13 protein-coding genes and 1 pseudogene are annotated in these 18,267 nt (G+C 63.2%); 3 read left to right on the plus strand and 11 right to left on the minus strand.

Annotated elements, in window-relative coordinates; all coding sequences use genetic code 11:
- Positions 1-161: 161 nt before the first annotated feature.
- Together P8014_RS10785 and P8014_RS10790 are read left to right on the plus strand one after the other, a co-directional pair.
- Positions 162-2,387: a phosphoketolase gene (locus P8014_RS10785; RefSeq protein WP_337817329.1), complete on the plus strand. Its 2,226-nt coding sequence runs from the start codon at positions 162-164 to the stop codon at positions 2,385-2,387.
- Between the two features lie 833 nt (positions 2,388-3,220).
- Complete coding sequence (locus P8014_RS10790; protein ID WP_337817330.1) at positions 3,221-4,549, plus strand: four-carbon acid sugar kinase family protein; 1,329 nt, start codon at positions 3,221-3,223, stop codon at positions 4,547-4,549.
- 3 nt (positions 4,550-4,552) lie between these two features.
- Here the strand turns inward: P8014_RS10790 and ptsP are convergent, their stop codons facing one another.
- The 6 genes from ptsP to glpD form a co-directional block, all read right to left on the minus strand.
- Positions 4,553-6,994: a phosphoenolpyruvate--protein phosphotransferase gene (ptsP, locus tag P8014_RS10795; RefSeq protein ID WP_337817331.1), complete on the minus strand. Its 2,442-nt coding sequence runs from the start codon at positions 6,992-6,994 to the stop codon at positions 4,553-4,555.
- Positions 6,991-7,620 (minus strand): dihydroxyacetone kinase subunit DhaL, encoded by a 630-nt coding sequence (dhaL, locus tag P8014_RS10800; protein WP_337817332.1) that lies wholly within the window; start codon positions 7,618-7,620, stop codon positions 6,991-6,993. The genes ptsP and dhaL overlap by 4 nt, the downstream gene beginning before the upstream one ends.
- 3 nt (positions 7,621-7,623) lie before the next feature.
- Positions 7,624-8,625 (minus strand): dihydroxyacetone kinase subunit DhaK, encoded by a 1,002-nt coding sequence (dhaK, locus tag P8014_RS10805; RefSeq protein ID WP_337817333.1) that lies wholly within the window; start codon positions 8,623-8,625, stop codon positions 7,624-7,626.
- A gap of 68 nt (positions 8,626-8,693) precedes the next feature.
- Entirely contained in the window at positions 8,694-9,611 is a 918-nt protein-coding gene (locus P8014_RS10810) for an MIP/aquaporin family protein (protein ID WP_337817334.1), read from the minus strand.
- A 70-nt stretch (positions 9,612-9,681) separates the two neighbouring features.
- Positions 9,682-11,181 (minus strand): glycerol kinase GlpK, encoded by a 1,500-nt coding sequence (gene glpK / locus P8014_RS10815; RefSeq protein WP_337817335.1) that lies wholly within the window; start codon positions 11,179-11,181, stop codon positions 9,682-9,684.
- A 73-nt stretch (positions 11,182-11,254) separates the two neighbouring features.
- On the minus strand, positions 11,255-12,778 hold the full coding sequence (gene glpD / locus P8014_RS10820) for a glycerol-3-phosphate dehydrogenase (protein ID WP_337817336.1): 1,524 nt from the start codon (positions 12,776-12,778) through the stop codon (positions 11,255-11,257).
- 334 nt (positions 12,779-13,112) lie between these two features.
- Here glpD and P8014_RS10825 point away from each other — a divergent pair.
- Positions 13,113-13,865, plus strand: a pseudogene (locus P8014_RS10825) (DeoR/GlpR family DNA-binding transcription regulator); the annotation flags it as partial.
- 260 nt (positions 13,866-14,125) lie between these two features.
- Here the strand turns inward: P8014_RS10825 and rsfS are convergent.
- From rsfS to lptE, 5 genes are all read right to left on the minus strand, one after another.
- Positions 14,126-14,491: a ribosome silencing factor gene (gene rsfS / locus P8014_RS10830; RefSeq protein ID WP_337817337.1), complete on the minus strand. Its 366-nt coding sequence runs from the start codon at positions 14,489-14,491 to the stop codon at positions 14,126-14,128.
- A complete protein-coding gene (gene nadD / locus P8014_RS10835; protein ID WP_337817338.1) occupies positions 14,488-15,159 on the minus strand; it encodes a nicotinate-nucleotide adenylyltransferase in 672 nt (223 codons plus the stop codon). The genes rsfS and nadD overlap by 4 nt, the downstream gene beginning before the upstream one ends.
- 44 nt (positions 15,160-15,203) lie before the next feature.
- Positions 15,204-16,484, minus strand: coding sequence for a glutamate-5-semialdehyde dehydrogenase (locus P8014_RS10840; protein WP_337817339.1), 1,281 nt, complete (start codon positions 16,482-16,484; stop codon positions 15,204-15,206).
- A gap of 130 nt (positions 16,485-16,614) precedes the next feature.
- Positions 16,615-17,655, minus strand: a complete 1,041-nt coding sequence (gene holA / locus P8014_RS10845; RefSeq protein ID WP_337817340.1) for a DNA polymerase III subunit delta — start codon at positions 17,653-17,655, stop codon at positions 16,615-16,617.
- A 12-nt stretch (positions 17,656-17,667) separates the two neighbouring features.
- Positions 17,668-18,195 carry an LPS assembly lipoprotein LptE gene (gene lptE / locus P8014_RS10850; protein ID WP_337817341.1) on the minus strand — a complete coding sequence of 176 codons (528 nt, stop codon included), beginning with the start codon at positions 18,193-18,195 and terminating at the stop codon, positions 17,668-17,670.
- Positions 18,196-18,267 lie beyond the last annotated feature (72 nt).

Here is an 18,267-nt window from a genome sequence, read left to right on the forward strand (position 1 = left end):
TTCATCCATCGACTAGGGTTCCAAACAAGCCAATGCCTGCACCCGCCGATAACCCGCTCAACGTCTATGCGGATCGGTCACAGCACATCGCCAGGCACAGGCACCGCGCGCGAAACGCTTCGCCGCGAATCGTTCAGCAACTCCAGCCCCAGGACATCATCATGAGCACCGCCGCCAACGACCTCAGCGAACACCTCGACGCACCGGCCTTTTGCGAAGGCATTGAACATCTCGGCGAAGCCTGGCCGGAATTCGACGCGCTCGGCGCCACGCCGGTCATCGCCGAAGGACAGCAGGCGATCGCCGACACCTCCGCCCCGGCCGCCGCCTACCAGACGCTGCAGATGGCGGACGCGCTGCGCTACCTCACGCTGCAGGTCACCGGCGCCAAAGGCTCCGGGCACCCCGGCGGCTTCGCCTCCGCAGCCGACGCCTATGCCGCACTGGTGATGCTCGGACATACCAACATCGTCACCGAGGTCGGACACCACGCCCCCGGTTTCTACAGCGCCATGTTCCTCGACACCTCGCTGGAGGCGATGGGCATCAAGACAGTCGCCGAGCTGTGCGAACGCTTCCGCGAACGCGAAGGCCTGCTCGGTCATCTTTCCGGGGCCATTCCCGGCCTGCTCGCCCCGGCCGGCCCGCTGGGCCAGGGTCAGCACTTCGCCATGGCCGGTGCGCTGCTGCATCCCGACAAGCTGTTCCCGGTAACCATCGGCGACGGCGGCATGGGCGAACCCTACGTGCTCAATTCCCTGCTGCACTTCAACACCGCCTATCCGCAGACCACCAACTTCCTGCCGGTGCTGGTGTGGAACGGCTACAGCCAGGAACATCACTCCATGTGCTCCACTTGGAGCAACGACGAAATGCTCGCCTACTGGCGCAGCCACGGCTTCGAGGAGGTCGTGCTGATCGACGCCAAGGACTACGACGATGCCGGTCAGAACGGTACCTACGTCGACAGCACGCTGTTTTCGAACACCCAGCGCCTGGCCTTCGCCGGCGCAGTGCTGAGCGGCATCGAGCTTGCCGCCTCATCCGCCATGAACGGCCATCCGACCGCCTTCATCATCAAGCAGCTCAAGGGCGCCGGCGTGCACACGGTGGGTGCCAAGTCGCACAACCTCTACCCCAAGGACACGCTGGACCAGCCACACATCATCGAAGGCCTGCAGCGCCGTGCGCTCAACGCCGGTGCCTGGGCGACCGTGCGCGCCAACTTCGTGCGCGCCGGCGGCGGGCCGGCCGCCAAGACCGCGGTCACGGAACACGAACTCGAACTCGCCCCCCTCGGCGCTCTGCCACTGCAGGCCTTCGCCCCCGACGGTGACAAGCAGGTACCCGCCACCGCACTCGGCGCACTCGCCGCCCACGTCGGCCGTCAGGACCCGCGCTTCGTGGTGACCAACGCCGACGGCAACGAAGCCTCGGCCATGAAGAACATCAACGATGCGCTCAAGATTCGTCACCCCACGACCGACCCGCTGTACAACCAGGAACCGGGCGGGCAGGTCTACGAACCGCTCAACGAGGACGCCTGTGCAGGCCTTGCCGCCGCGCTGGCCCTGTTCGGCTCGCGTTCGCTGTGGCTGTCCTACGAAAGCTTCGCCATCAACGGCTGGCCCATCGTACAGACGGTCGCCCAGGCGATGGCCGAGCTGCGTCGCAAGACGCCCGCAGTGGTCTGCATGTTCACCGCCGGCGCGCTCGAACAGGGTCGCAATGGCTGGACCCATCAGCGTCCTGAAATCGAGAACTACTTCGCGGCCATGATGCGCAACGGCAACACCTACCCGCTGTTCCCCTGCGACGCGAACATGATCCAGGCTGCCTACGCCTGGGCGCTGGACTCTCACAACAAATGCGTGCCGATCGTCGCATCCAAGAGCCCCCTGCCGGTCTACACCACGCCCGAGCAGGCCCGCGAAGGCGTCGAGCAGGGTGCGACCGCGCTGTACGAAAGCGCCGGCAGCAAGGGCACGGCGGTGTTCGCCGTCACCGGCGACATGGTGCTGCTGCCGGTGTTCGCCGCACGCGACGCCCTGGAGGCCGAAGGCTACGGCGTGCGCGTGGTCGCGGTCGCCAATCCGCGCCGTCTGTACCGCCCGAGCGACGTTTCCTGGGACACCGTGTCCCAGCCCGACAACGCGTTCATGGACGACGACCGCTTCAACGCATTGTTCGACGGCGACGTGCTGATGGGCGTCACCGGCGGCGCCAGCGGCTCGCTGGAGCCCGTGCTGTTGCGCTCACGCGCGCCGCGGCGCGACGTGTTCGCCTGGAAGCGCGGCGAGACGACCGCCTCGCCGAGCGAGCTGTTCGAATTCAATGGGATGACCGGGGAGGATATTGCGGGACGGGTCAGGGGTTTGGTCGGCTAACGCTGCCGCGCCTGGAACAGCTGCCCCCGCCTTAGAAATTCAAGGTCTGTGGTTTCTTCTAGCAATGTACTGAAACCGCGTTCTTCGAGGACTGGGGTCGTTTCGGACGCGAATCAGCGTTAGGTAGAGCTGGTTTTACGTGAGTGACGCGCCCGAGTACCTTTCTTTGCACGCCCAAAGAAAGGTACGAAAGAAAGGCGCCCGGAAGGCCTTGACCCTGGCGGGCAAACCTCGAGCGCACACCCCGGCCCGGGGCACCGCAGGCACTTGCCTTCCAGGCAAAGCCTGCTCGGGCGGCTTCCCTGCCGCCCGACCCCGCGCCGGAGCGCACGCTCGAGGCAAGGCCACACGGGAACCGGAGAGTCAAAACAGCACGGCCCCCAAACGTCTGAGCTACGAATCGACCAATACAGAACGGTTTCGCTTCGGACTCGCCCTGTTTTGACGTTCGGTCCCCCCTGATCGCTTGCCTCGCGGACGTGCGCCTGGGCGGGGATGGCCGGCAGGACGCCGGCCAAGCAGCCCTTCGCAAGGAAGCGAATGGCTGCGGGCCCCGTTCAGGCGTGCGTTCGCGAGGTTGCCCGACAGGGACAAGCGATCCTGGGGGTGCGTTTCTTTCGCCGGTTTCTTTGCGCATTTCAAAGAAATCGGCTCGGGCGCGTCACCTCGATCGAGCGAATCCCCATACATCAAATCGCGCCCGAAAGAGGCCCCAAGGCCAGTAAACAAACCGCCTTCAACCACACAAGATCAAAACTGCAAACGCTGACTCGCGTCCCCACACCCCAGCCCACACAACGGTAGTTGTGAACACACAAACGAAGACCAGCCCCATGACCGAAACCAAAATCATCGCCCTCGACGACGACCCCACCGGCTCCCAAACCGTCCACGGCTGCCTGCTGCTCACCCGCTGGGACGTCGATACGCTCAAAGAGGCTTTCACCGACGCTTCGCCGCTGTTCTTCGTGCTCACCAACACTCGCGGCATGGGCAGCGCACAGGCCGCAGACGTCACCCGCGAAGTCTGCCGCAACCTCAAGCAGGCGCTCGCCGCACTGGAACACGAAGGCCGTCCGATCAACCCGCTGATGATCAGCCGCTCCGACTCGACCCTGCGCGGCCACTATCCGGTGGAAACCGACGTCATCGCCGAAGAACTGGGCCCCTTCGACGCGCATTTCATGGTCCCGGCCTTCATCGAGGCCGGACGCATCACCCGCGACAGCGTGCACTACCTGATGGTGGACGGTAAGCCCGTACCGGTGCACGAAACCGAATTCGCCCGCGACTCGGTGTTCGGCTACAAGCACAGCTACCTGCCGGACTACGTCGAGGAAAAGACCCGCGGGCGCATCCGCGCCGAGGACGTCGAACGCATCACGCTGGACGACCTCGGAACCGACCTGCGTCCGCGCCTTTCAGAACTACACGGCAACGTCTGCTACGCAGTCGACGCCGAAACCCAGGCCGATCTCGACCGCTTCGCCGAGCAGTTGCTCGAAGTCGCCGCGCAAGGCAAGCGCTTCCTGTTTCGCAGCGCGGCCAGCATCATCACCGCGCTGGCCAAACTGCCGCCGCAACCCGTCCCCGCGGAAACGATGTCGGACTACGTGCGCGGGGGGCGCGCCGGAACCGTCATCGTCGGATCGCACGTGCGCAAGACCACGGAGCAGCTCGAACAGCTGTTGCAGCAGGACAGCACCGTAGCGCTCGAAATCGACGTCGCCCGCATCGACCCCGAACGCACGGCGCTGTTACAGGAAATCACCGCACGCGCCGCGCAGGCTCACGCCCAAGATCTCACGCCGGTGATCTACACCAGCCGCGCCGAGCTGACCTTCGACGACCAGCAGACGCGGCTGGCCTTCGGCGAGCGCGTGTCGGCTTTCCTCATGGACGTGGTGCGCCGGCTGCCGCCAAGCATCGGCTATCTGATCAGCAAGGGCGGCATCACATCGAACGACGTGTTGTCGAGCGGTCTCGAACTGCGCGCGGCACGTGTACTCGGCCAGATCATGACCGGTTGTTCCGTGGTGCGCTGCCCTGCCGACCACCCCCGCTTCCCGGACCTGCCGGTGGTGATTTTCCCCGGTAACGTCGGCGATACGCAGGCGTTGGCCGAAGCGTATCGTCGCCTCAGCGGCACCTCTTGCCAATAGACCTCAGGCCAACCGCCGCAACGCCGCACGCGCCTGCTGCGCACCAGTCATTTCCAGTGCACTGGCGGCTGCCGAGCGGGCCGCCATACCCGACAACCCGGATAGGCCTGCTCTCACAGCTGCAAGTGCCGGAGGGGTCATAGACAACCGATTGATACCAAGCCCGACCAGCAGCCCGGCCACGACCGGATCGCCCGCCGCTTCGCCGCAGACCGACACCGGACGGTTCGTTTTACTGGCACCGTCGGCGACCATTCGGCACAGTTGCAGCACAGCAGGATGCGCCGAATCGTTGAAGCCGCCCAGTTCCCCATTGTTGCGCTCCGCGGCCAGCGCATATTGCGTGAGGTCATTCGTGCCAATGGAAAAAAAGTCCGCAGGGCCGGCGAAAGTCTCCGTCATCAGCGCCACCGCAGGCACCTCGATCATGATGCCCAACGGCACTGGCCACAGATGATCGACAGCGCGTTCGACCAGGTTGCGATGCGCCCGCTCCAGAACTTCGCGCGCCGCGCACAATTCAGCAACCTCCGTAACCATCGGCAGCATGATACGCAGGTCAAGCTGATACCCAAGGCGCAGGAACGCACGGAGCTGTGTCTCGAATACATCCGGCGCGTTCAACAACGCCCGCAGACCGCGCACCCCCAGATAGGGATTTTGCTCCGGCGCCAGATGCATGAACGGCAGCATTTTGTCCGCCCCGGCATCCAGCGCGCGTACGATAACCGGCTGCTCCTTCATCGGTTCGACGATCTCCGCCAGCGCCTCTACCTGCTCGTCTTCCGACGGTGGAATGTCGCGATCGAGATAGAGCATCTCGGTACGCAGAAGCCCGATGCCGTAGGCGCCCGCCTCGACCGCCGCCTGCGCATCCCCGCGGCTTGCCACATTAGCCCACAATTCAACCTTCTTGCCGTCCTTCAACTTGACCACGCTGACACGGTCCACCGTGGAGACCTCATCTCTGCGGGCGGCTTCCCGGCGCCGCAGCGGCGCCAGCATGGCCTCCTCTGGATCGCACCATATTTCGCCGGTTCCACCATCTAGGGCGACTTTTTCCATGGATACATCCAGGTCGAAATCGCTCGCACCAACCACAGCGGGAATACCTGCCGCCCGCAGTACGATGCTCGCATGCGAGGTCGGGCCACCGGCTCGGTCGATCACTCCCAGCACCCGGCGGCGATCCAGCGCCGCCGCCTCCGATGGAGCCAGATCGTCAACCAGCAGGATTGAAGGCGATCCACTTGCAAATTGCACAGGCCCATCGCCCAACATCACGCGCAGCACCCTGTCGCCAACATCGCTCACATCCCTCGCTCGTGCCCGCAGATAGGGTTCCTCAAAACCAGCGTAGATAGCGACGACCTCATCGATCGCCCGCTGCCAGGCAAGAGCGCCGTTCAAATGCTGTTCGCGAATAGCGCGTTCGGCGCGGCCGAGTAGCTCCGGATCCCTTAGCAAGGCCAACTGAGCGAGCATAATGTCGCCACCGGCCCGCTCACGGGCCATGCGCCCAAGCTCGACCTGGACCTCGTCGACGGCGCGATACAAACGCGACCACTCCCTCTCAGGATCGTCGATGTGATGCTCCGGCACTTTCGGAACCGAGCGCAGCAGTCGTTCCGGCCGCCCGATCGCGATACCGGGGGACGCCGGCAAACCAGCCCCGGCTCTCGGTATCGACTGCTGGCGGCGCGGCTCTACCTCGACTGGTTCCGAAAGCAGCTCATACAGCGCGGCGACAGCCTGCCCTGCTTCCGGCCCCGATGCCGCCAAACGGACCGTGTCTCCACCCCGCGTGCCGAGCGCAACCAGCGCAGTCATGCTATCGGCCACAGCCTGCCTGGGCCTGTCCCCGGAAACGATGACGGAGACCCTGGCATCGAAACCTCTGAGCAGTGCAACCACCCGTGCTGCCGGGCGCATATGCAGTCCATTGGGATCCCGTAGTTGCACATCCAGCGTCGCGTCAGCGACAAGTTCGGAGTCCGTCCTCACCGAGGGTCCGTCAGGGACACCGCCGACCTGCTCGCGCTTACCCTCAAGCGCAGTCTCGGCTTCGGCCTTCACACGCTCCAACGGAGCCCCAGCCGAAGCAGCCACTGCGGCAGCGATCGCCCCCTCGACGAAAGGAGCGGCACACAGGACCACACGGGCACAGATGTCGTCCGGCAGTAGACTGCAGGCAGTCTCGGCACTCAGAACGGCACTGCCCATGTCCATCAACACCAGGGTGCCCACTGAACTGTCCAGCGACTCTATCGCCTCCATGATGGCAGTAGCGTCGGTGCCGAGTTCACCGTGGTCAGTACCTACGCCGGCTGCGCACGCGATACGCGCCCGTGGTCCCGTCACCTGTCTGATCAACTGCTCGGTCGCTGCGGCGAGGATTCGGCTGTGCGACACCAAAACGATACCCACCTCTTCTGCCGCACTCATGCCTCTAACTCCGCAACTTCTTGGGCCAAACTCGCAAAAAGCAACACGCTTGACGCTGCACCCGGGTCCTTGTGGCCAATGGCACGCTCGCCGAGATAGCTCGCCCGGCCTTTGTGCGCCACCAACGGCCTGGTCTGCTCGGCTCCGTCTGCGGCAGCCACAGCGGCAGCCTCGAGAGCTTTACGCAGATCACCATCGCCGACCAACGCGTCGACGGCCGGTGTCAGGGCATCGACCATTGTCTTATCCCCGGGCACCGCTTTACCGCGCATGCGCACTCCTGCCAGACCGGCAGCGAGAACCGTGTGCAGGGATGCAAGGTCCAGCGCCCGCGCATCACCAGCCGCCTTTGATGCCTCCAGAAAAAACGTCCCGTACAGCGGCCCCGAGGCTCCACCCACGGTACTGATCAGAGTCATCGCGACCAGCTTGAACAGATCGGCAGGTGTTTCCGATTTCCCCTGCGCAATCTTCTCTCTAACTGCTTTGAAACCACGCGCCATATTGGCGCCATGGTCGCCATCGCCGATAGCGGCATCGAGTTCGGTCAGATGCTCTTGCTCGCGTTCAATCGATCCCGTCAAGCGCTCGATCCAACCGGCAAGCACGGAGACATCCAGCATCATGGGCTACGCCCCCCAACGTAATGCCGGCGTCAGCACTGGCGCATCCCACGCCTGGCGCATGGCACCGGTCAGTCGCAAGAGCGTAATGGAAGCACCGGCCATTTCCAGACTGGTCGTATAGGAGCCCACCAAATGGCGACTTACCTTCAAACCATGCTGCTGAGCGATTTCATACGCCTTGCGGTAAAGGATATAGAGTTCGAGCAGCGGCGTTCCGCCCATGCCGTTGACGAACAGCAGAATCTCGTCACCTGCGCTGAATGGTAGGTCCTCCAGAATCGGCTCCATCAGCATTTCTGCCACGCGATCGGCGGGTTCGAGTTTGACCCGAGCCCGCCCTGGTTCGCCATGAATGCCAATGCCGAATTCCATCTCGTCCTCGGCAAGCGCAAAGCTCGGCTTGCCTGCGTGCGGTACCGTACATGGCGTCAGTGCAATCCCCATCGAGCGTGTCCCAGCGTTGACCTCCGTACACAGTGCCGTAAGCGTTTCGAGATCGGCTCCTGCTTCGGCCGCGCCGCCGCAAATCCTTTCTGCCAGCACGGTACCCGCGACCCCGCGCCGTCCGGCGGTGTACAGACTGTCCTTGACGGCAACATCGTCGTCGATGATCACCTGACGGACGTCCACACCTTCTGCCTGCATCAGTTCGGCGGCCATTTCGAAATTCATGACATCGCCGGTGTAATTCTTGACGATGTGCAATACGCCTGCACCACCATCGACCGCTCTGGTCGCCGCCAGAATCTGATCCGGAGTCGGACTGGTGAATACCGCACCTGGACAAGCCGCATCGAGCATGCCGCGCCCGACAAACCCACCGTGCAGAGGCTCATGCCCGCTGCCGCCACCCGATACCAGCGCGACCTTGCCCCGTACGGGGCCGTCGGCACGCATGATGTAGTCCGGCTCGCGGCACACCTTCAGCAGGTCGGCATGCGCAATCGCCATACCCTCCAGCGCATCGGTAACTACGTCTTCCGGAGAATTGATGAACTTTTTCATATGCACTCCTCCCAATGGTCAGACCGACACTGAAAACCCGGGCAGCCTGTCGCTGCCCGGCCATATCGCTACGCATCCTTGGCAACGGATGCGTCGGCGACCATATCGTCGTCCTTGGTTTCCGGCGCAGCCGCCATCCTCGCCGCTAACGTATCCGCAATGAAGAACTTGTAGAGCACCACAGCCAATGACCCGCCAACAAGCGGCCCCGCGATGGGCACCCACCAATAGCCGTGAGGTGCGGGGAAAGCATTCGCCCCCCACCCTGCCAGCCAGCAGAACAATCTGGGGCCAAAATCACGTGCAGGATTGATCGCATACCCCGAACCGGTACCGAAAGACATCCCGATCGCAGCCACGGCCATACCGATCATGAACGGCGCGAGATTGGCTCTCACGCCCACGTTCATGGAATCAATAATCGCCAGCACGGACAGCAACAGGAAGAACGTTCCCACCACTTGATCGAAAAAAGGCCCCAGCATGTTGGCACCGTAGTAGTTCGCTGGAAAGGTGGCAAAAATGCTGAATGTCGTCATTCCACCCGGGTCCGCGCGCGAAATCACCTTATGCGCCTGGTTCCACATATTGATCGCCGGAAAGTAGTCGGCGTAGACCAGCGCAGCGCCCGCAAATGCACCGGCGATTTGCGAGCCCCAGTAGGGCAACACCTTACTCCAGGGGAAATCTCCCTTGACGGCGAAAGCGAAAGTCACAGCCGGGTTAATGTGTGCTCCGGTTACACCACCCGCCACATAGACGGCCATAGCGACGGCCATCGCCCAACCCCAGGTGATCAGCAGCCAGCCTGCGGCGCCGGCGAATATCGTCGGCGTTCGCCCGGACTCTGGAAGACCGACCACAGCTACGGCCACTACACCGGCTCCAAATGCCAGCAGAACGAAGGTGCCAAAGAACTCGGCTAGCAGTTCGCTCCAAATGCTCTGAGCGCGCCAACCCGATTTAACGCCCATTTTCACAGCCATGAGAGTCTCCTCCACTTCACTATTCGTAACCAAGCATTCGAACAGGCCGGCCCCTCAGTCAGGACAGTCATCACTCAACCCACTCGAAGGAGCGTGTGACGGCCTTTTTCCAAGACTTGTAGTAATGCTCGCGCTGCTCCTGAGCCATCCCCGGTGTCCAGGTGTGATCGATCGCCCAGTTGGCGCGCAGATCCTCGGTGTTGTCCCAAAATCCGACCGCCAGCCCCGCCGCGTAAGCGGCACCCAGCGCGGTGGTTTCCGTCACCCTGGGGCGTACAACCGGCGCATTCAGAATGTCGGCCTGGAACTGCATAAGCAGGTTGTTGGCCACCATGCCGCCGTCAGTCTTCAGGCTAGACAAAGCGATGCCGCTGTCCGCCTGCATCGCCTCCACCACATCACGCACCTGATAGGCCGTGGATTCCAGCGCCGCGCGCGCGATGTGCGCACGGGTCGCATAGCGCGTCAGACCGGCGATCACGCCGCGTGCGTCATCTTTCCAGTAGGGTGCGTAGAGGCCGGAGAACGCGGGCACGAAGTACACATCACCGTTATCTTCGACGCTGGCCGCCAAAGGCTCGATCTGCGGCGCGACGTCGAACAACTTCAGGTTGTCGCGCAGCCACTGCACCAGCGCGCCGGTGATTGCGATCGCTCCCTCCAGCGCGTAGCACGGCGCTTCATCGCCGAAACGGTAGGCCAGCGTAGTAAGCAGACCGGCCTTGGACTGTACCGGCTCGGTACCGGTGTTCATCAGCAGGAAGGAACCGGTGCCATAGGTGTTTTTGGCCTCCCCAGGAGAAAAACATGTCTGCCCCACCAGCGCTGCCTGTTGATCGCCGAGAATCCCGGCCAGCCGAGTGCCTTTGAGCGGCGCGGTGACCACCTCGCCATATATCTCCGAGGAGGAAACGATGCGCGGAAGACAGGCCTTGGGAATGCCGAAATCGGCCAGCATCTCGTCGTCCCACTCGCAACTGGCGATGTTCATCAGCTGCGTGCGACTGGCATTGGTGACGTCGATGATGTGCGTACCACCGTTGGTGCCGCCGGTCAGATTCCAAATCAACCAGCTATCAACGGTACCGAACAGCGCTTCCCCCGATTCAGCCTTCTGCCTTGCGCCCTCGACATTGTCGAAAATCCAGCGCAATTTGAGACCGGCAAAATAGGTGGTGAGAGGCAATCCCGTCTTGTCGCGGAAACGATCCTGCCCACCATCCCGAGCGTAGCTGGCCACCAGCTGGTCGGTTCGGGTATCCATCCAGACCAGCGCATTGCATAGCGGCTGTCCGGTCGTCTTGTCCCACAGCAGTGTGGTTTCACGCTGATTGGTAATACCGACGGCTGCCAAGTCCCCCGCGCTCAAGTTGGCGCGCGCGAGCGCCGCGCCGATCACCTCGTTGGTATTGCTCATGATTTCGAGCGGATCATGCTCAACCCAACCGGGTTTCGGATAAATCTGCTGGTGTTCCTTCTGCGCGGCGGAGACGATGTCTCCCTGTTTGTCGAACACGATAAAACGTGAGCTGGTCGTTCCCTGGTCGATGGCGCCAACGTAGCATGACATAGCAGATCTCCTCTGATCCTTGTAATGGTCAAGGGCCTGTTTACAGGCTCCAGTGCGGCCGACCGGCCGACTTTCAGGCTATTTCCGACTTCCTCCCCTGCCCGATGCCCGACACAAACTCATCGATTCTGACGATCGTGTTCTCGGAGCAATGCAGACCGCGTTTGCTGCGTCGCCACAGAACGTCCGCGGCATCGCACGCCCATTCCTGGCGCACGAGATATTCGACCTCGCGTTCGGTCACGCCGCCACCAAGGTCCGCCCCAAGATCTGCGACACTGCGCGCGCCATCTAGCACGACCTCCGCAACGGAACCGTAGGACCGCGCGAACCGCTCCAGCAGATCCCCCAGCAAATGCGGATGGCGTAGTTTGAGTTCGGAGGCGTATTCCCACGGCGTCAATCCGCCCATGTCTCCACCTGGCAGGGGAGACGTCGCCGTCCAGGAACTGCCCACGGACCGCCCCAACAGCGGCATCAGCTTTTCCAGCGCATGCTCGGCAAGACGTCTGAAAGTCGTGATCTTGCCGCCGAACACCGAAAGTAGCGGAGGCACCCCATCACCGCCCTCGGTGTGCAGAACGTAGTCGCGAGTAACAGCAGACGCGTTCGCACTGTGGTCATCGTAGAGAGGACGCACACCGGAATAGCAGTGAACAACGTCTTGCGCGGACAGCTGCGTGCGGAAATAGCGATTGACGCTCTCGCACAGATAGACGACCTCATCTTCCGATGCTGCGACGTGCCCGGGCTCACCATCGAAGGCGATGTCGGTGGTGCCGATCAAGGTAAACGCAGATTCGTACGGAATGGCGAACACGATGCGTTTATCCGCATTCTGAAGAATGTACGCGTGCTCACCGGCATACAGGCGGGGAACCACGACATGGCTGCCCTTGATCAACCGCACCGACTGCGTCGAACTCTTGCCCAGCCCATCCCTCAGGACCGTTTCGACCCAGGGGCCTGCGGCATTGACCATAGCCCTGGCCGCCACGGACTCGCGGCGGCCGGTAAAGCGGTCTTCGAGTTCGGCAACCCAGACGTCCCCCTGTCGCCTCGCTGACACCAGCTTCGTGCGTGTGCGAATGAGCGCTCCGCGCGCAGCCGCATCCCGGGCATTCAGAACCACTAGCCGACTGTCGTCCACCCAACAATCTGCGTAGGTGAACCCCTTGCTGAACCCAGGGTTCAACGCAGCCCCGGCATCATGCGTCGCAAGCCGCACCGCCTTGGATGCCGGCAGTCTGTTGCGACGTGCCAAATGATCGTAGAGAAACAGCCCCGCCCTGATCATCCAGGCCGGGCGCATGCCGGCATCATGGGGCAGAACGAATTCAAGAGGCCAGATGATATGTGGCGCAATCTGCAGCAGGCGTTCGCGTTCCATCAATGCCTCGCGTACCAGCCTGAATTCGTAGTACTCGAGATACCGCAAGCCACCGTGGATCAGTTTCGTGCTAGCGGACGAAGTATGAGACGCGAGGTCATCCTGCTCGACCAACAGAACCGAGAGTCCGCGTCCCGAAGCGTCTCTCGCGATACCGGCTCCATTGATACCCCCGCCTACGACCAGAAGATCGATCACAGAGTTCATCGCCACCTCGAATGTTCGATTTCGAAAATTCCACTCTCAAAACGAAAACCTTGGAATTCTGCAACACCTCTTGCTGAAAGCGCTTGTACGGCAATAGGCGAGGACAAGGTAGAGTGAAAAAAGAACGTAGTACGAAAAATATATTTTCGTAAGCGAACATTTATTTTTCGTACTCAGTCTAAAATTTAGTAGCGAATCAATATAAACTGATACGGCGCGACCAAAACCAGACAAAATCAGACCAAATCGTTGCAGAACCGCACGCATTTAGGCCACTCTGCGGGAATGAGATATACGAGAAACACGAATGAAGGGGATGCCGTTGACTGAAACTCTGAACACCGGCAGGCGGCTGGACAGAATAGTGGAACTGGTCAGCAGTCACGGCTTTCTTACCGTGGATGCTCTTACCCGCCACTTTGAGGTAACTGCGCAGACCATTCGCCGCGACCTGAACCTGCTGGACAGCCAAGGAAGAATAAACCGCTACCGCGGCGGTGCAGGGCTTCCGTCCAGCATCGAAAACATGGAGTACACGCGCCGCCAGGTAGCCAATCTGGAAGCCAAACAGCGTATTGCCGCCCGAGCGGCGCAGGACGTACCCGAGCGCTCATCATTATTCATCAACATCGGCACTACCACCGAACAGGTCGCACGCGCGCTGACCCGACACGCCAATCTCAGCGTCATTACCAACAACCTCAATGTAGCTATTACGATGAGTCAGCGTTCCGACTGCCGCGTGGTGATGGCTGGAGGCAATGTGCGCAATCGAGACGGAGGCATCGTCGGCGCGACAACACGAGAGATGCTGGAACAGTTCCGCGCGGATATCGGCATCATCGGAATATCAGGAATCGATACCGACGGCTCACTATATGACTACGACATGGATGAAGTGGCCTGCGCCCAGGCCATCATAAGCAACTCACGGCGCGTGTTCCTCGTTGCGGACCATTCGAAGTTCGGCCGCCCAGCCCTCGTGCGGGTCGGTAGCCTCGGCCAGATCAGCGCGCTATATACCGACGCCCCGCCTCCGGCCGGCATCCGCGCCATACTCAACGCCCATGACGTAAAGCTCCACATTGCCACAGAAGAAGAGTCGAGCGACCATTTACCGCTCGACTCAAAGAAGAGGAACAAAACCGAGCAAACATACTGAGACGATATTTGCGCCGAAGCTCCGCCACAGCGCCAATCAAGCCCCCATGCCACGCTAGGAATGGCGCTCGGCGATAACCTAGAAAAACAGCTTCGCGGAGCGATCGTGCCGCCCCAGGCCGCAGACTCAGCCCGCACCCACCTCAATCGGTCACGCATGAATCCGGCAACCGACCAAGCCGATCATCAGCCCGCGCTTTCTCCACCCACCTCGATGGACCACAACTTCTCCAGATTGTAGAAGTCGCGGACGCGCGGCAGCATGACGTGCACCACGATGTCGTCCAGGTCGACGAGCACCCACTCCCCCTCTCGTTCGCCCTCGCTGCCGCGAACCTCGAACCCCGCATCCTTGGCCCTGCGTGCAACATTGCCGGCCAGCGATTTCACGTGGCGGTCCGACGTCCCCGTGGCGATGACCATGAGGTCCATCAGCGGGGACTTGCCTCGCAGGTCGATGCTACGCACGTCCTGTGCCTTGAGGTCGTCCAGCGCCTCCAGCACGACGGCGTGCAGGCGCTCGACGTCCTGCTCCACTACTTCGTTGTTCATGCCTCTCCTATATCCACTGCCTCGGAGGCAGTTTCCTCCCACCCGTACAAACCCGACTCACGGATCATGTTCCACACACCGTCGGGTACCAGAAAACGCGGACTCTGCCCGCGCGCCAAACCTTCGCGGATGGCCGTCGCCGCAATCGCCAGCTGTGTCACCTCGACGAACACCACCTTGCCCGCCGGTTCCCTCTCCAGCTCCGCCAGGCTCTCGCTGACACGCCCGGCGATCATCCGCGCCAGCGCCTCCTCGGGCTCACCCTCCTCGCCGGGGCGCTGCGCCACCACGATGTGCGCAAGCTTCAGCAAGGCTTCGGCGTCGTGCCACTTGGGCAGACCGTTGAAGGCATCACGCCCCAGAATCAGACACAGCGCCACCTCATCACCGAGTTCGGCGCGCAGCGAACGCAAGGTGTCTGCGGTATAGGATGGCCCCTCGCGCTCCAGCTCTCGGCGGTCGAGCACGAACCCGGGCTCGCCTTCCAGCGCGCGCGCCACCATCGCCGCGCGCGTCTCGGCCGTCTCGCGCGGCGTGCCGCGATGCGGTGGAATACGGCAGGGCAGAAAACGCACCGAGTCCAGGCCCAGAGCGTCGCGGATTTCCAGCGCCGGGCGCAGGTGTCCGAAGTGGATGGGATCGAAGGTACCGCCGAGCAGGCCGATCATGGCTCTGCGTCCGGCCCACCCGGCGTGATTGTGGGACGAACTCACTATTCGCGGATCTGACCGTCGCCGAGCACGACGTACTTGAGGCTGGTCAGGCCCTCGAGACCCACCGGGCCACGGGCGTGCAGCTTGTCGGTAGAGATGCCGATCTCGGCGCCGAGGCCGTATTCGAAGCCGTCGGCAAAGCGTGTCGAGGCGTTCACCATCACCGAACTGGAATCGACCTCGCGCAGGAACCGCCGCGCCCGGGTGTAGTTCTCGGTGACGATGGCGTCGGTATGCTGCGAGCCGTAGGTGTTGATGTGCTCAATCGCCTCGTCCAGGCCGTCGACCACGCGGATCGCCAGGATCGGTGCCAGATATTCGGCCAGCCAGTCCTGCTCGGTCGCGGGCACGACGTCGGGCAGAATCTCCCGGGTACGCGCGCAGCCGCGCAGCTCGACGCCCTTCTCGGCATACAGCCCGGCCAGTTCCGGCAGCAGTTCGGCCGCCCGCGCAACGTCGACCAGCAGAGTTTCCATGGTATTGCAGGTGCCGTAGCGCTGAGTCTTGGAATTGAACGCCACGCGCAGCGCCTTGGCGGTATCGGCCTCGGCATCGAGATAGACGTGGCAGACACCGTCCAGGTGCTTGATCACGGGGATCAGCGACTCGCCGCTGACGCGCTCGATCAAGCCCTTGCCGCCGCGCGGCACGATGACGTCGACGTAGTCCTTCATGCGCAGCAACTCGCCCACCGCCGCTCGGTCGTCGGTCTCGACCACCTGCACCGCGGCATCCGGCAAACCGGCGGCGGCCAGCCCCTGACGGATACAGACGGCGACCGCCTGGTTGGAATGCAGCGCCTCGGAACCACCGCGCAGGATCGCGGCATTGCCCGACTTCAGGCACAGTGCCGCCGCATCGACCGTGACGTTCGGGCGCGACTCGTAGATGATGCCGATCACGCCCAGGGGCACGCGCATGCGCCCGACCTGGATGCCGCTCGGGCGGTAGTTCAGGTCGCTGATTTCACCCACCGGATCCGCCAGCGCCACGATCTGGCGTACGCCTTCGGCCATCGCCGCGATGCGCGCATCGGTCAGCTCCAGCCGATCGAGCAGCGCCGGCTCCAGGCCGCGTGTACGTCCGCCCTCGAGATCCTTGCGGTTCTCCGCCTTCAGGGTTTCTGCCGCAGCCTCGATAGCATCGGCGATGGCCAGCAGCGCGGCATTCTTGTCTCCGGCTTCAGCCCGCGCCAACACGCGCGAGGCCTGACGCGCGCGGCGCCCCACGCCGTCCATATACACCGCAATTTCGTTTACGACACGCTCGTCAGCGCTCATCGTTTCATGCTCCGTCGCCACTCAGTGTGATGCTTATCATTTCCAGAGCCCGTTCGCACAACGCTCGCAGCACCTTGCAAGCCACGGAAAACGGCTCCGGCAACGCACCGCTCAACAGTGTGAGCAGGCTCTAGCGAACGAGTCCCTTGCTCTCCACCGCCAAGCCCACCCCCGGCGGAAACAAGGCCCGCCCGCTCAACACCATGCTCAATTGTAACAACTCATCCCAGGGATCACCCGCTGCCTGCCCCTTGACCACGCGGTCAGCCCGCGCCGCAAGGCGGATCAGCCAAGCGGCGCGCGCCGCAGGCCAGCGCCGTGCGGCACGCTCCACCAGGGAACGCCGGCGCGGCGGTACTCCACGCCATACGCCGTCGCCCGCCGTTCCACGGGCCAGCTGCGCCAACAAACGAGCCTCGCGCACCAATGCCCAGGCCACCAGGGTCGGCTCCACACCCTCCCCTCGCAAGCCGTCCAGTATGCGCACCGCGCGGGCACCATCGCCCGCCAGCGCCGCCTCGGCCAGATCGCTCACTTCGTAGCGCGCATTGCCCGAGACCGCCTCCAGCACCGCCTCGCCGCCCAAAGGCCCCGGCGGCTGCAACAGGGCGAGTTTCTCCACTTCCTGCGCCGCGGCCAGCAGATTGCCCTCGACCCGCTCCAGCAGCAGCGCCAAAGCCGCTTCGTCCGGCTCCAAGCCTCGCGCACGCAGACGCACCGTGAGCCATTGCCGCGTTTCACCCGGTCCCAGCGGCCAGACCGCAACCCAGCTGCCGACACGCTCGACCGCCTTGACCCAGCGGCTCGAGGTCGTTGCGCGCTCCAGACGGGCGGACTGGATCAGCAGCACGGCATCCTCGGGCGGACGCTCCAGATAGCGCAACAGTGCGGCGGCGCCGGGCTGACCCGGCTTGCCGTTGCCGAGGCGCAGCTCGATCAGGCGCCGTTCGGCGAACAGCGACATCGAATCGGCCTCTTCACCGAGACGCGCCCAGTCGAAACCGGGCTCGTGCGTCAGCACCACGCGCTCGCTATAGCCCCGCTCGCGTGCCGCGCGACGCACCGCATCCGCCGCCTCGCCCAATTGCAGCGGTTCGTCGCCACTGACCAGATACGCCGGCTTCAGGCCGGAACGCAGCTGGGATTCGAGTTGCTGAGGCTTGAGCGGCATGGCTGAAACGCCTCAGGGCTGGCTGTGCGCCCGTGCCTGCAAGCGCAACAGAGCGAGACTGGCAAGGTCGCGGCTCATGCTGTCGCGCAGCTGGTTCACCTCGCTGCTCTTGGCAAGCACCTGCGAATCGCTGTAGCTGTAGTGGCGCCGCGTCTGCAATTCCTGCGTTGGAATATGCCAGTCGCCCTGCGTCGCGCGCACCGAATACGCCAGCTGCATGAGGAGCTGATAGGCGGCCACCGTGCCGTCGGCATTCACGCTGAGCACGCTGCGCGAGGTCTTCAGAGATTCGATCTGCAATATCGCAGTGGCATTGCGCGCGTCGGAGACGACCTGCACGCCGTTGGCTTGCAGCGTGCTGCGCAACGCGCGCACCAGCGTATCGTCGGACGCCGCGCCGCTGATGTAGGTCCGCGCCATCTGCGGCGGCAGCTGCACCTGACCGCGCAGATGAAAACCGCAGGCAGCAAGCGACCGCATGAGGCCGGCGAGGAAAACCGCCCGCAGCCCCCCCTCGATAGCCCTGACTGCCGAATACATGACGCGCCTGCAGCGCGAAGCTCTCGCCGGCACGGGAGGCGAGCCCGCCGATCAGGCCGACGTAGAGCAGCA

Source organism: Acidihalobacter sp. (assembly GCF_037381185.1).
Taxonomy (GTDB): Bacteria; Pseudomonadota; Gammaproteobacteria; order DSM-5130; family Acidihalobacteraceae; genus Acidihalobacter_A.